Here is a 15,259-nt window from a genome sequence, read left to right as displayed (position 1 = left end):
TCACCCATTTCTATCAATTCGTTATGTTTAAAACAGGTAATGTGTACTCGAACGCAGAACCTGTTTTAATGCCTTGAGCACCGGTTTTATCTAATGAACGACCTATCTCTGTCATCGCCAACCAACGGTTCTCACACCATAACGGAGATAGTAACGTAGGGCGTCTTGCCGCAGATGAAACACGATGGTAAACCACGTCCGCTGGCGTACGCTGAATGATATCGGTAGCAATGTCGATGTACTCTTCAAGGCTTGGAGCTTCTAGCTTGCCTGCTTTCCATGCCTTGGCCATGGTACTTCCCTCTACGATATGAAGGCCATGAAGTTTGATGCCATCCGTTCCTACCGCTAATACCTTATCTAGTGTTTCCAGGTTATCCGCTTTAGTTTCTTTTGGCAGGCCAACAATCAGGTGAGTACACACCTTGATTCCGAGAGCACGAGCACGTTGGGTGATCGTTTCATACACAGCAAAATCATGACCACGATTAACGCGTTTGAGCGTGCTGTTATTGGCCGTTTGCAAACCGAGTTCCAACCAGATCTCATACCCCTTTTCTACGTATCCAGCCAATAATTCTAAAACAGAATCAGGTACGCAGTCGGGTCTTGTGCCCACGCAAAGACCAACGATATCGGCACCAGGTGCTTTTAGCGCCTCTTCATACATATTCTTGAGCACTTGCACCTCAGCATAAGTGCTGGTGTAGGCCTGAAAATAAGCCAGATACTTCTTAGCACGAGCAATTTCACCCGCACGATCTTTTAGTTGTTCTGCAATACTCTGAACCTGAGTTTGTTCATCGGCAAAAGACGCCACATTACAAAAAGTGCAGCCTCCACGGCCAATGGTTCCATCTCGGTTTGGACAACTGAAACCACCATGCAGTGTTAGTTTGTGAACCTTTTCGCCATAACGACGTTGAAGATCTTGGCCGATAGTATTGACCAACTCATGTAATTGCATATTTTCAAAGCGCTCAAGTAAATAAGAATGAATATCAGTCTTTTTTTGAAAAAAAATTACATCCCTGCAAAATTCGACCAATTAGTTTACTCAAGGCTTTTTGCGAGCAACCTATCAAATATCAATAAACATGCAAAAAATCGGCTCTATTTGCCTAATGTTGCACATTTGTTAGACAAAAAATTCAAAATAAAACGAAAAAAATGGTCTACATGGTTCAACTTTCATTGCAATTCGCCTAAACAAAATTGTAGGATACTTACACATATTGGCTATTTTTGAGTATTTACTTACAACAAAAACTTGCTAATAAGTCGGTGATATCTAACTCCCACCTATATAAACCACTAGTTTGTGGCTAAAAATAAACGGATATCACCAAGGATTGTTTTTCTCGCAATACTTTTCCTGCGAGATACGGAAAGGATTCAAACCGCCAACATAGGCAGGTTTAGACTCATAAATATAAAAGGACAAGGCTGACTTTATACAAAGAAGTTGCGCCTAGATTTAACTGGAAGGATGTATCTATGGTAGATCAAGAGCAGAACTCACAGGGTCTGTATACTCCTGAACTGGAGCATGACGCTTGTGGTATCGGTTTTGTTGCGCATCTCAAGAATCGCAAATCTCATGATGTAGTAACTCAAGCACTCGATATGCTTGCACGTATGGAACACCGTGGTGGCCAAGGCTGCGATCCGTGTTCTGGTGATGGTGCAGGTATCCTGCTACAGAAGCCGCACGAATTCTTACTAGAAGAAGCCGTAAAGCTTGGAATTAAACTGCCATCTTTTGAAAAATATGGTGTTGGTGTTGTACTTTTCCCTAAAGATGAACACAAACGTGCACAATGTCGTGACATTCTAGAACGCAATGCACAACGCCTAGAGCTAGAAGTTATCGGCTACCGTGAACTTCCAACTGACAACTCAATGATTGGTGCTGACCCACTAAGCACTGAACCTCAATTTGAACACGTATTTGTCTCTGGCGGTCCTGGTATTACTCCAGAAGAGCTTGAGCGCAAACTGTACGTTCTACGTAACTACACCGTTCGCGTGTGTCTAGAAAGCGTTTCAAATATCGGTGATGACTTCTACATTAACTCTATGTCTTACAAGACATTGGTGTACAAAGGTCAGCTAACAACAGAACAAGTTCCTCAGTACTTCCTAGATCTGCAAAACCCAACCATGGTGACAGCTCTAGCACTTGTACACTCTCGCTTCTCTACCAATACATTCCCACGTTGGCGTCTAGCTCAGCCTTTCCGTTACATCGCGCACAATGGCGAAATCAATACGGTTCGCGGCAACCTAAACTGGATGAAAGCGCGTGAAGCGATCCTTGAATCGGATCTATTCACACAAGCTGAAATCGATATGCTACTGCCTATCTGTCAGGAAGGTAGCTCGGATTCATCAAACTTCGATATGGCACTGGAGCTTCTGGTTCTGTCTGGTCGTACTCTGCCACACGCATTGATGATGATGATCCCAGAAGCATGGCAAGAAAACAAAAACATGGACCCAACTCGTCGTGCGTTCTACCAGTACCACGCGAACGTAATGGAACCATGGGATGGCCCAGCTTCGGTATGTTTCACTGATGGTGTTCAAGTAGGTGCAACCCTTGACCGAAACGGTCTGCGCCCTTCTCGCTACACAGTTACCAAAGACGACTTCCTAGTGATGGCGTCTGAATCAGGTGTTGTTGAAATTGCACCAGAAAACGTTGAATACCGTGGTCGTCTACAACCAGGTCGTATCTTCGTTGCTGACTTAGAGCAAGGCCGCATCATTTCTGATGAAGAAGTGAAAGATAGCATCGCGAAATCTCAACCATACGAAAAGTGGGTTGAAGAGAACCTTCTGAGCTTGAAAAAGCTACCAGATGCGAGCAACGAATTTAGCCAACCTTCTCCAGAGAAACTTCTCCACAAACAACAATCGTTTGGTGTGAGCTCTGAAGAAGTAAACGAAATCATTCTACCTCTTGCGAAGACTGGCTATGAGCCGCTTTCTGCAATGGGTGCTGACTGGCCGCTAGCGATTCTTTCTCACCAATCGCAGCACCTTTCAAACTACTTCAAACAGCTATTTGCTCAAGTAACTAACCCGCCAATCGACCCGATTCGTGAGCGAATGGTTATGTCTCTGAACACTTACCTAGGTAAAGATCAGAACCTACTCGCTGAAACACCTGAGCACTGTCAAAAGGTAGAGCTTGAGTCTCCAGTACTGTCTAACTCTGAGTTAGAAAAGCTGCGTGCTATCGATAACGAGCACCTTCAAGCGAAGACGTTGGATATCGTATTCCAAGCAAACGGAGACCAAGGTAAGTTAGAGCGTGCTCTGAAACGTATTTGCCAATACGCAGAAGATGCCGTGATTGATGGTTACTCAATCATCCTACTAACTGACCGTGCGGTTAACTCTAACCACGCTGCTATTCCAGCAATGCTGGCTGTTGGCGCTGTGCACCACCACCTAATCCGTAAAGGCCTACGTGCTAAGTGTGACATCGTGGTTGAAACGGGTGATGCACGTGAAACACACCACTTCGCAACGCTTCTTGGCTATGGTGCAAACGCAGTTAACCCATACCTAGTAATTGAAACGATTGTTGAACTACAACGTACTAAAAAACTAGACCCGAACGTTCACCCACGTGAGTTCTTCGATAACTACCGTAAAGGTGTTAACGGCGGTCTACTGAAGATTTTCTCTAAGATGGGGATCTCGACACTGCAGTCTTACCACGGTGCACAAATCTTTGAAGCACTTGGTATCAGCAAGTCAGTGGTTGAAAAATACTTCACTGGTACGGTTTCTCGTATCCAAGGTCTAACGATCGATGACATCGCTCGTGAAGTGCTTGTTCGTCACCGTGTTGGTTACCCAGCTCGTGAAATCCCAGCTCAAATCCTTGATGTTGGTGGTGTTTACCAGTGGAAACAACGTGGTGAGAAACACTTATTCAACCCAGAAACGATTTCTCTACTTCAAGAGTCGACGCGTAACAAAGATTACGGTCAGTTCAAGAAGTACGCAAAAGCAGTTGATGACCAAGGCGACAACGCAGCAACGCTACGTAGCCAACTGGATTTCATCAAGAACCCTGCAGGCTCTATTCCTCTAGCAGAAGTAGAACCAATCGAGAATATCCTTAAGCGTTTCGCTACTGGCGCAATGAGCTTTGGTTCTATCTCGCATGAGGCTCACTCAACACTGGCTGTTGCAATGAACCGCATTGGCGCGAAATCAAACTCAGGTGAAGGTGGTGAAGACCCAGCACGTTTCGAACGTAAAGAAAACGGTGACTGGGAACGTTCAGCTATCAAACAGGTGGCTTCTGGTCGCTTTGGTGTAACGTCTTACTACCTATCTAACGCTGATGAGCTACAAATCAAGATGGCTCAAGGTGCGAAACCTGGTGAAGGTGGTCAACTACCTGGTGATAAGGTTGATGACTGGATCGGCGCGACGCGTCACTCGACTCCAGGCGTAGGTCTAATCTCACCACCGCCACACCACGATATCTACTCAATCGAAGATTTGGCTCAGCTGATCTACGATCTGAAAAACGCGAACCGTAACGGCCGTGTCAACGTGAAGCTAGTATCAGAAGCTGGTGTAGGTACGATTGCATCAGGTGTAGCAAAAGCGAAAGCTGACGTAGTACTTATCGCAGGTTTCGATGGTGGTACGGGTGCATCTCCGATGTCTTCTATCCGTCACACTGGTCTGCCTTGGGAACTAGGTCTAGCAGAAACGCACCAAACACTACTGAAAAACGGCCTACGTAACCGTATCGTTGTTCAGTCTGATGGTCAGATGAAAACACCACGTGACCTTGCAGTAGCAACGTTACTTGGCGCGGAAGAATGGGGCGTAGCAACAGCAGCATTGGTTGTTGAAGGCTGTATCATGATGCGTAAGTGTCACAAGAATACCTGTCCTGTTGGTATCGCAACACAAAACAAAACTCTGCGTGAGCGTTTCGACGGCCGCGTAGAAGACGTAGTGACTTTCTTCCAATACATGGCTGAAGGTCTACGTGAAGTAATGGCTGAACTTGGCTTCCGCTCTATCGATGAGATGGTAGGTCAATCGCACAAACTTAAAGTTCGTGACGACATCGGCCACTGGAAATACAAGAACCTAGATCTAACACCTGTACTGCACATTGAGCAGGCTCGTGAAGAAGATGGTATCTACAACCAGACACAACAAAACCACAACCTAGAAGACGTTCTAGACCGCAAGTTGATTCAAGCGGCAATTCCAGCGCTTGAGAAAGGTGAAGCAGTGAATGCGACCTTCCCTATCATCAACACAGACCGCTCTGCGGGTACCATGCTGTCGAACGAAATCTCGAAGGTTTACAAAGACCAAGGTTTACCACAGCCAATGAACGTTAAGTTCCACGGTAGTGCTGGCCAATCTTTCGGTGCGTTCCTTGCGAAAGGCGTTAAGTTCGAAGTAGAAGGCGACGCGAACGATTACTGGGGTAAAGGTCTGTCTGGCGGTACTTTGGTACTGTACCCTGATGCGAAGTCTTCTATCGTTGCTGAAGATAATATCGTGGTTGGTAACGTATGTTTCTACGGTGCAACCTCAGGTGAATCTTTCATTCGCGGTATGGCTGGTGAACGTTTCTGTGTTCGTAACTCAGGTGCGAAGGTTGTTGTTGAGGGCGTTGGTGACCACGGTTGTGAATACATGACTGGCGGTGTTGCCGTTATCCTTGGCTCAACAGGTCGTAACTTTGCTGCGGGTATGAGTGGCGGTGTCGCTTATGTTTGGGACAAAGCAGGTGACTTCGAAACCAAGCTTAACCCAGAACTTGTAGACCTAGATCCAATTGAACAAGAAGATAAAGATCTTCTACTAGATATGCTAACCAAGCACGTTGAATTCACAGGAAGTGAAGTTGCTCAGTCTTTCCTAGACAACTTTGAAGCAAGTGTTGCATCACTGATTAAAGTTATGCCACGCGACTACAAAGCAGTTCTTGAGAAGCGTAAAGCTGAAGCACAACAGGCACAAACGGAAGAAGTGGAGGCAGTATAATGGGTAAGCCTACTGGATTTTTAGAACACGGTCGCGAGCTTCCAAAGAAGCTCGACCCATCGGTTCGTATCGAAGACAACAAAGAGTTCGTACTTAACGAAGAGTTTGGTGACAAGATCAATACTCAAGCATCTCGTTGTATGGACTGTGGCGTACCTTTCTGTCACAGCGGTTGTCCGATTGGTAACATCATCCCAGAATTCAATGACGCGGTTTACCGTGACAGCTGGGAAGAGGCTTGGAACATCCTAAGCTCTACCAATAACTTCCCTGAGTTTACGGGTCGTGTGTGTCCTTCTCCTTGTGAGAGTGCTTGTGTACTAGGTATTAACCAAGACCCAATCACTATCTGTAATATCGAGAAAACGATTGTAGAAACTGCGTACCGTGAAGGGTACGCAAAACCAAAAACACCTCGCTCTCGCACGGGTAAAACCGTAGCGATTGTTGGCTCTGGCCCTGCAGGTCTAGCCGCAGCCGAGCAGCTAAACAGCGCTGGTCACTCAGTGACGGTATTTGAACGTGACGAAAAAGTTGGCGGTCTACTGCGTTTCGGTATCCCAGATTTCAAACTGGGTATGGACGTGATTGATCGTAAGATCAACCTAATGGCTGAAGCAGGCGTAGAGTTTAAAGTTAACCAACACATAGGTGTTGATGTTAACGCTCAGCAACTACGCCAAGAGTTTGATGTGGTATTGCTAACTGGTGGTTCTACGGTTCCACGTGACTTGCCAATCCCAGGTCGTGAGTTGAAAGGCGTTCACTTTGCCATGGAGTTCCTTGGTCAAAACAACCGCCGAGCTAACAACCTAGCTCTTAAAACAGAAGAGATTCACGCTAAAGATAAGCACGTTGTGGTTATCGGTGGTGGTGATACTGGCTCTGACTGTGTGGGTACATCAAACCGTCACAAAGCAGCGAGCATTACTCAGGTTGAGATCATGCCGATCCCACCAGAGAAGCGCCCAGCAAACATGCCATGGCCTCAATACCCAATGATCATGAAGACCACGACTTCTCACGAAGAAGGTTGTGAGCGTCACTGGAACATCTTAACCAAAGAGTTCATCGGTAACGATCAAGGTCAAGTGACGGGTCTACGTATCGCAGACATCGTATGGAAAGACGCAGCTCCTGGTGAGCGCCCTACTTTTGATGAAGTAGCAAACTCAGAGCGTGTTATTCCTTGTGACCAAGCATTCCTAGCGATGGGTTTCTTACACCCAGAGCCAACAGGTGTACTTGCTCAGCTTGATATCAAACTGGATGAGCGCGGTAACGTTGCTTCTGAAGGTTACGCAACCAACCAGAAAGGTGTTTTCGCTGCTGGTGATATGCGTACCGGTCAATCTCTAGTAGTACGTTGTATTAATGAAGGTCGTGAATGTGCGATTGCCATTGATGACTTCTTAATGGGTAACTCAAACTTAGAAGCGAAAGCTGATTCACTCATGCTTTCCGCATAATATTTCTCGGGCTAACGTCAATGACGTTAGCCTAGAGGAAAAGCAACACCCTTCCTAACTTTTATATTTGGCTAGCACTCGATGCTAGCCTTTTTTCTATCTAGCCTTTCCCTCTCACAACTACTCCGCCACTATAAATGTTAAATATCATTAACATTTACCACTCATATCTAACTGATATCAATCGACTATTTTAGATTATTACGTGGTTAATCGCGTTTACGCATGATAATTAACCATGAACTTGACCTTAAACACAATTAGCTATACGTTGTAAAACTGGTGAAAATAAAACCACTGAGTTTTGTTAACACAAGGGATAACGTTGAACTAGCTAAAAGACTATAAGTTCATAAAAAATAACAAGTACATGAATAGTTAGTCATTTACTGTCTGGATGACAGAGAAGCAAAAGGGAGAATTGCAATGGCTCTATATGATCCTAGTCTTGAAAAAGACAACTGTGGATTTGGTTTAATAGCGCAAATGGAAGGCCAACCTAGTCATAAGTTGGTAAGAACTGCTATTTCAGCCCTAGATCGCATGACACACCGTGGTGGTATCGCCGCGGATGGTAAAACCGGAGATGGCTGTGGCTTACTACTACAGAAGCCTGACTCCTATTTAAGAATTATTGCAGAAGAGAATAATTTTAACCTCGGCAAGCAATACGCTGTCGGCATGATTTTCTTCAGCCAAGACCCAGTTAAAGCACAATCCGCACAAGAGATCGTCAATAAAGAACTCGCTCAAGAGACATTGACTATTGCAGGTTGGCGCGAAGTTCCGACTAATACCGAGGTATTAGGTCCTATCGCAAAAGATTCTGTTCCAAACATTCAGCAAGTGTTTATCTCTGCTCCTGCCGGTTGGCGTGAGCGCGATATCGAACGCCGCTTATACATCGCGCGTCGCAGAATTGAAAAACAGATCACCGAAGACAAAGATTTCTATATCTGTAGCCTTTCAACACAAGTGATGGTCTACAAAGGCTTGTGTATGCCTGCCGATCTTCCGCGATTTTACCTCGATCTTGCAGACTTACGCATGGAATCAGCAATATGTCTGTTCCACCAGCGTTTCTCAACCAACACACAACCGCGCTGGCCGCTGGCTCAACCATTCCGCTATTTGGCGCACAATGGTGAAATCAATACCATAGAAGGTAACCGACAGTGGGCTAAAGCTCGTGCCTATAAATTCTCCTCACCACTGCTGCCAGATTTGCAAACCGCGGCCCCTTTCGTGAATGAAACCGGCTCTGACTCCTCAAGCCTAGATAACATGCTCGACCTATTCCTAGCCGGTGGTATGGATGTGTTTCGAGCGATGCGCATGCTTGTGCCGCCCGCTTGGCAGAATCACCCAGACATGGATCCAGACCTGCGTGCCTTTTACGACTTCAACTCCAAGCACATGGAACCGTGGGATGGCCCTGCTGGTATCGTTCTATCTGACGGTCGTTACGCGGCATGTAACCTCGATAGAAATGGCCTGCGTCCTGCGCGTTATGTCATTACCAAAGACAACCTAATCACACTGGCATCAGAAGTTGGTATTTGGAACTACGCGCCAGATGAAGTAGCAGAAAAAGGTCGTGTTGGGCCAGGTGAACTACTGGTTATAGATACTCGCCGTGGCAAGCTATGGCAATCTAACGAGATCGATAATGACCTCAAAAGTCGCCACCCTTACAAAGAGTGGATGGAAAAGAACGTTCACAAGCTAACACAATTTTCTGAGCTCGATGATGACCAAGTGGGTAAACGTAGCTTCGACGATGACAGGCTCAAAACCTACCAAAAACAGTTTGCAATGAGCAACGAAGAGTCCGATCAGGTATTACGCGTGCTTGGTGACATGGGACAGGAAGCGGTCGGCTCAATGGGCGACGACACGCCAATGGCGGTACTCTCTTCAAAAGAGCGACTAGTCACTGATTATTTCCGTCAGAAGTTTGCCCAAGTCACCAACCCACCGATTGATCCTCTGCGTGAAAAGCATGTGATGTCGCTCGCCACCAGTATTGGCCAAGAGATGAACGTGTTCTGTGAAACAGATGGACACGCCTACCGTGTGACATTTGATTCTCCTGTTCTACTTTACTCAGACATGCAGCAACTTTTGCAACTGAACCAAAAACACTACCGCCATGCGATCCTAAGCATGCACTACGATCCAGCGCAGCAAGACCTTGAACAAGCGATCAAAGCGGTATGTGATAGCGCCGAACAAGAAGTCCGCGAAGGTGCCGTTTTGGTTGTGTTATCGGACAAAGGTTTAGAGAAAGACAAACTGCCAATTCCAGCAGCAATGGCGGTGGGTGCAGTACAGACTCGCCTTGCTGATACCAACCTGCGTTGTGATGCCAACATCGTAGTGGAAACAGCAACCGCTCGCGATCCACACCAATTCGCGGTGCTACTTGGCTTTGGTGCGACTGCGGTTTATCCGTACCTTGCTTATGAAGCGTTAGGCAAGATGCTCGATGATGGATCTTTAGATAAAGACTATCGTACCGCGATGCAGAACTACCAAAACGGCATCAACAAAGGTCTGTATAAGATCATGTCGAAGATGGGTATTTCAACCATTGCTTCTTACCGCTGTTCACAGCTTTTCGAAGCCGTTGGCTTGCATTCCGATGTCGTTGAGCTCTGTTTCCGCGGAGTAACTACTCGAATTCAAGGCGCAAGCTTTAGCGATTTCCAGCAAGATATTTACAACCTGTCTCGTAAGGCGTGGACAAAGCGTAAGCCTATCGAGCACGGTGGTTTACTGAAATACGTCCATGGTGGTGAATACCACGCCTATAACCCAGATGTAGTCGGTACACTGCAAACCGCAGTAAAAACTGGCGAAACGTCGGATTACCTCTCTTTTGCTAAGCAGGTAAATGCTCGCCCTGCGGCTATGTTACGTGACTTGATGAGCCTAAAAAAAGCCGATAAACCATTAGCCCTTGAGCAAGTAGAACCAAGCAGTGAACTCTTTAAACGCTTTGACTCAGCGGCGATGTCGATTGGTGCCCTTAGCCCAGAAGCGCATGAAGCGCTGGCAATGGCGATGAACCGCTTGGGTGGTTACTCAAACTCAGGCGAAGGCGGTGAAGATCCACGACGTTTTGGCACCGACCGTAACTCACGCATCAAACAAATTGCGTCTGGCCGATTTGGCGTAACACCACATTACCTAACCAATGCGGATGTTCTGCAAATCAAGGTCGCACAAGGAGCGAAGCCCGGAGAAGGTGGTCAGCTGCCAGGTCATAAGGTCACAGCAGAGATCGCTAAACTGAGATATTCGGTTCAGGGTGTCACTCTGATTTCCCCGCCTCCACATCACGATATTTACTCGATCGAGGATCTAGCGCAGCTGATTTTCGACCTCAAGCAAGTGAACCCTAACGCATTAGTTTCAGTGAAGTTAGTGTCGGAACCGGGTGTTGGTACTATCGCGACTGGTGTAGCAAAAGCCTACGCCGATCTGATCACCATTTCTGGTTACGATGGCGGTACCGCAGCGAGCCCACTAACCTCGGTGAAATACGCAGGTTGCCCTTGGGAGCTTGGCTTAGCCGAAACTCAGCAAGCACTGGTTGCTAACGGGCTTCGTCATAAGATCCGCCTGCAAGTCGACGGTGGATTGAAAACCGGTCTCGATGTGATTAAAGGCGCGATTCTCGGTGCAGAAAGCTTTGGCTTTGGTACCGCACCAATGGTGGCAATGGGTTGTAAATTCTTACGAATCTGCCACCTCAATAACTGTGCGACAGGCGTTGCAACTCAAGATGAAACATTGCGCCGCGAATATTTCAAAGGCTTGCCTGATATGGTGGTGAACTACTTTACTGGCTTAGCCGATGAAGTTCGCCAACACCTTGCTGACCTTGGTGTAGAAAAACTCACTGATCTAATTGGACGCACAGATTTACTGGAGGCCGTTGAAGGCCTGACTGCAAAACAGAGTAAGTTGGATCTCTCATCGATACTGGAAGCTCCAGTATCACCAGAGGGTCACCCTCTGTATTGGACCGAACCAAACGCGCCATTTGATAAGGCTCAGCTCAACCAGCAGATCCTGGATGATGCACTCGATGCGATTGAGAAAAGACAATCCACCAGCCTTTACTACAACGTGATTAATACAGACCGCTCGATAGGCGCACGTATCTCTGGCGAAATTGCTAAGCGATATGGCAACCAAGGCATGGCTGGTTCACCAATCAAATTGTATCTCGATGGTACCGCAGGCCAATCCTTTGCTGTTTGGAACGCAGGCGGCGTAGAGCTTTACCTAACGGGTGATGCTAATGACTATGTTGGTAAAGGCATGGCTGGCGGTAAGGTGGTTATCAAACCTCACCAAGGCACCGCATTTACTTGTAACGAAGCAACCATCATAGGTAACACCTGTTTGTATGGTGCAACCGGAGGCAAGTTATTTGCTGCAGGTACGGCTGGCGAACGATTTGGCGTACGTAACTCAGGCACGGTTGCAGTGATTGAGGGTGCGGGTGACAACGCCTGTGAATACATGACGGGCGGTATTGTTGCCATTCTTGGCGCAACTGGCGTTAACTTCGGTGCAGGTATGACGGGTGGCTTCGCTTATGTCATGGACAAGAACGAAGACTTCCAAGGCCGAGTGAACAACGAGTCGGTTGAGGCGCTTTCTCTATCTGACTTATATATCCACCAAGAACATCTGCGTGGCTTAATTGCAGAGCACTTAGAAGAGACGGGCTCAGTACACGCTGAAGCTATTCTGGCGAACTTTGATGAATGGATTCCGAAGTTCTACCTAGTGAAACCAAAGACGGCGGATCTCAACACCTTGCTCGGCCACCAAAGCCGCAGCTCAGCTGAACTTCGTGTTCAAGCGCAATAATTGGAAGGAGCCAATAATGAGCCAGAATGTATACCAATTTATTGATGTGAATCGCGTAGACCCAGCGAAGAAACCAATCAAGATACGTAAGATTGAGTTTGTAGAGATCTACGAACCTTTCACTAAACAGCAAGCGAAAGCGCAAGCAGACCGTTGTTTAGACTGTGGTAACCCATACTGTGAATGGAAATGTCCTGTTCACAACTACATCCCTCAGTGGCTTAAGCTTGCCAATGAAGGGCGTATTATCGAAGCCGCTGAACTGTCTCACCAAACCAACAGCCTGCCTGAGGTTTGCGGTCGAGTTTGCCCTCAAGACCGCTTGTGTGAGGGCTCTTGTACCCTCAATGACGATTTCGGTGCAGTAACCATTGGCAATATTGAAAAGTACATTACCGACAAAGCCTTTGAGATGGGTTGGAAGCCTGACATGTCTCACGTTGAATGGACCGATAAAAAGGTCGCGATCATCGGTGCAGGGCCGGCAGGTCTAGCGGCGGCTGATATCTTGGTACGCAATGGCGTAAAAGCTGTTGTGTTTGACCGCTATCCGGAGATCGGCGGTCTACTGACGTTTGGTATTCCATCGTTCAAGCTTGAGAAAGGTATCATGGAGAATCGCCGCCGCATCTTTAGCGAGATGGGTGTTGAGTTCCGAATGAATATCGAAGTTGGCAAAGACATTCAACTTCAAGAGCTGGTCGATGATTACGACGCTGTTTTCCTTGGTGTCGGCACTTATAAGAACATGCGTGCAGGTCTAGATAATGAAGATGCTCCGGGTGTTTATGACGCTCTGCCATTCTTGATTTCTAATACCTACAAGGTCATGGAACTGGACAACCCAACCCCATTTATCGATATGCAAGGTAAGAAAGTCGTCGTGCTGGGTGGTGGTGATACCGCGATGGATTGCGTTCGAACCTCTATTCGTCAGAATGCGGCAGATGTGGTGTGTGCTTACCGTCGAGATGAAGCCAACATGCCGGGCTCTCGCCGTGAGGTGAAGAATGCACGTGAAGAAGGCGTGAAGTTCAAGTTTAACCTCCAGCCTATCGGCTTAGAGCTTGATAGTTCTGGGCATGTTGCTGGCGTTAAAGTCGTGAAAACCGCATTAGGTGAACCTGATGAAGCAGGCCGTCGCCGCCCAGAACCTGTTGAAGGCAGTGAGCACATTCTTGAAGCCGATGCCGTGATCATGGCATTTGGTTTCCAACCTCACGCTATGGAATGGTTAGAACCTTTCGGTGTCGAGCTTGATCAATGGGGCCGCATTAAAGCGCCTGGTCAGCAAGAGTTTCAGTACCAAACCACCAACAGCAAAATATTTGCCGGTGGCGATGCGGTTCGCGGCTCAGATTTAGTGGTGACCGCTATCGATGAAGGCCGCAAAGCCGCTGAAGGGATATTGGATTATCTAGAAGTGTGATTAGGTTTCCTTTATTACTCAGTTCGTTACTATAAAAAAGGATCCGCATATGGATCCTTTTTTAAGTTCGATACGTTTACTAACGGCATAATAAAAAATACGTAAAACAATCGAAAATTAACCAATACCGAGAACTACAATTAAAACTAAAATTCGCCATAGGAAACACTATGAAAAAAGCCGCTCTCCTCTCGCTATCACTTTTAACTTTAACCGCTTGCAGCCAAGGGATTACGGACATGAAAGACAGAACTTCATCACCTTGTGGTGACAAACCAAATTGCGTATCAACACAAGATGACCGTGAACAACACGCTTTGGCTGCATACGAGCTATCCGATTCAGCAAGCCTTGATGCCATTGAGCAAGTCGCTTTGACTTTGCCGGGCGCGAAAACGGCCAACAAAACCGATGATTACCTGCGTGTTGAGTGCACATCACGCATCATGCGCTTTGTCGATGACCTTGAGTTAAAAGTCGATGGAGACAAGCTCATCGTTCGTTCAGAGTCCCGCACTGGCTACTCTGACTTTGGTGTGAACCGTAAACGAGCAGAACAACTTCGTGCTAGCTTGCAAAGCGAAGGTCTAATCAAATAGACAAAGAATACTGGAGTAAATCCACACTATTCGGATGAGAAGTGCTTCTGGGCAGTCGCTCGACGCTTCTTATCCATGCTACAATTTCGCTCTACTGTTTAAATATTTTTTAATTAAGAGACTACACATGAAAATCGGCATCATTGGCGCAATGGAGCAAGAAGTTGCGATCCTAAAAGCAGCTATTTCAGACATTACTGAAGTTAATAAAGGCGGTTGTACCTTTTTCTCTGGTCAGCTAAATGGTGTTGACGTTGTTTTGCTTCAATCAGGCATTGGTAAAGTAGCTGCGGCTGTTGGTACCTCTATCCTACTAAGCGAATACCAACCAGATGTCGTTCTAAACACGGGCTCTGCTGGCGGTTTTGATTCAACTCTAAACCTTGGCGATGTAGTTATCTCTACAGAAGTACGTCACCACGACGCAGACGTAACAGCTTTCGGTTACGAAATCGGCCAGATGGCAGGTCAACCAGCTGCATTCAAAGCTGACGAGAACCTGATGAAAGTAGCTGAGCAAGCGCTAGCTCAAATGGAAGACAAGCACGCGGTTCGTGGCCTTATCTGTACTGGCGACGCATTTGTTTGCACAGCAGAACGCCAAGAGTTCATCCGTAAACACTTCCCATCTGTGGTTGCTGTAGAAATGGAAGCTTCTGCGATTGCTCAAGCTTGTCACCAGTTCCAAGTACCATTTGTGGTTGTTCGTGCAATCTCTGACGTTGCAGACAAAGAATCGCCAATGAGTTTTGAAGAGTTCCTGCCACTAGCAGCACAAAGCTCTTCTGAAATGGTTATCAAAATGGTTGCCCTACTAAAGTAAGCGA

General features: G+C 46.8%; 7 protein-coding genes. 6 read left to right on the top strand and 1 reads right to left on the bottom strand.

Going from position 1 to position 15,259, the window contains the following annotated elements; genetic code table 11:
• Positions 1–13: 13 nt before the first annotated feature.
• Entirely contained in the window at positions 14–967 is a 954-nt protein-coding gene (locus tag F0232_RS09960; protein WP_105058985.1) for a TIGR01212 family radical SAM protein, read from the bottom strand.
• Positions 968–1,497: 530 nt separating this feature from the next.
• Here F0232_RS09960 and gltB (F0232_RS09955) point away from each other — a divergent pair.
• The 6 genes from gltB (F0232_RS09955) to mtnN all read left to right on the top strand — a co-directional run bounded on the left by gltB (F0232_RS09955) (position 1,498) and on the right by mtnN (position 15,255).
• A complete protein-coding gene (gltB, locus tag F0232_RS09955; protein ID WP_105058986.1) occupies positions 1,498–6,045 on the top strand; it encodes a glutamate synthase large subunit in 4,548 nt (1,515 codons plus the stop codon).
• Positions 6,045–7,514 carry a glutamate synthase subunit beta gene (locus tag F0232_RS09950; RefSeq protein ID WP_105058987.1) on the top strand — a complete coding sequence of 490 codons (1,470 nt, stop codon included), beginning with the start codon at positions 6,045–6,047 and terminating at the stop codon, positions 7,512–7,514. The genes gltB (F0232_RS09955) and F0232_RS09950 overlap by 1 nt, the downstream gene beginning before the upstream one ends.
• A 426-nt stretch (positions 7,515–7,940) precedes the next feature.
• Positions 7,941–12,404 (top strand): glutamate synthase large subunit, encoded by a 4,464-nt coding sequence (gltB, locus tag F0232_RS09945; RefSeq protein WP_105058988.1) that lies wholly within the window; start codon positions 7,941–7,943, stop codon positions 12,402–12,404.
• A 16-nt stretch (positions 12,405–12,420) separates the two neighbouring features.
• Positions 12,421–13,833 (top strand): FAD-dependent oxidoreductase, encoded by a 1,413-nt coding sequence (locus F0232_RS09940; RefSeq protein WP_105058989.1) that lies wholly within the window; start codon positions 12,421–12,423, stop codon positions 13,831–13,833.
• A 170-nt stretch (positions 13,834–14,003) separates the two neighbouring features.
• On the top strand, positions 14,004–14,432 hold the full coding sequence (locus tag F0232_RS09935; RefSeq protein ID WP_008222873.1) for a DUF1499 domain-containing protein: 429 nt from the start codon (positions 14,004–14,006) through the stop codon (positions 14,430–14,432).
• Positions 14,433–14,559: 127 nt separating this feature from the next.
• Positions 14,560–15,255, top strand: a complete 696-nt coding sequence (gene mtnN / locus F0232_RS09930) for a 5'-methylthioadenosine/S-adenosylhomocysteine nucleosidase (RefSeq protein WP_004741524.1) — start codon at positions 14,560–14,562, stop codon at positions 15,253–15,255.
• Positions 15,256–15,259 lie beyond the last annotated feature (4 nt).

This window comes from Vibrio sp. T3Y01 (genome assembly GCF_013114525.1).
Classification (GTDB): Bacteria; Pseudomonadota; Gammaproteobacteria; order Enterobacterales; family Vibrionaceae; genus Vibrio; species Vibrio chagasii_B.
The sequence above is the reverse complement of the archived record's forward strand: the minus strand, read 5'-3'. Positions and strand labels throughout refer to the sequence as shown.

Excerpts from the sequence above, each read along its gene's own strand:
- F0232_RS09940 (WP_105058989.1), top strand. The coding sequence starts at position 12,421 with ATGAGCCAGAATGTATACCAATTTATTGATGTGAATCGCGTAGACCCA.
- F0232_RS09950 (WP_105058987.1), top strand. The coding sequence starts at position 6,045 with ATGGGTAAGCCTACTGGATTTTTAGAACACGGTCGCGAGCTTCCAAAG.
- gltB (WP_105058988.1), top strand. The coding sequence starts at position 7,941 with ATGGCTCTATATGATCCTAGTCTTGAAAAAGACAACTGTGGATTTGGT.
- F0232_RS09935 (WP_008222873.1), top strand. The coding sequence starts at position 14,004 with ATGAAAAAAGCCGCTCTCCTCTCGCTATCACTTTTAACTTTAACCGCT.
- F0232_RS09960 (WP_105058985.1), bottom strand. The coding sequence starts at position 967 with ATGCAATTACATGAGTTGGTCAATACTATCGGCCAAGATCTTCAACGT.
- mtnN (WP_004741524.1), top strand. The coding sequence starts at position 14,560 with ATGAAAATCGGCATCATTGGCGCAATGGAGCAAGAAGTTGCGATCCTA.
- gltB (WP_105058986.1), top strand. The coding sequence starts at position 1,498 with ATGGTAGATCAAGAGCAGAACTCACAGGGTCTGTATACTCCTGAACTG.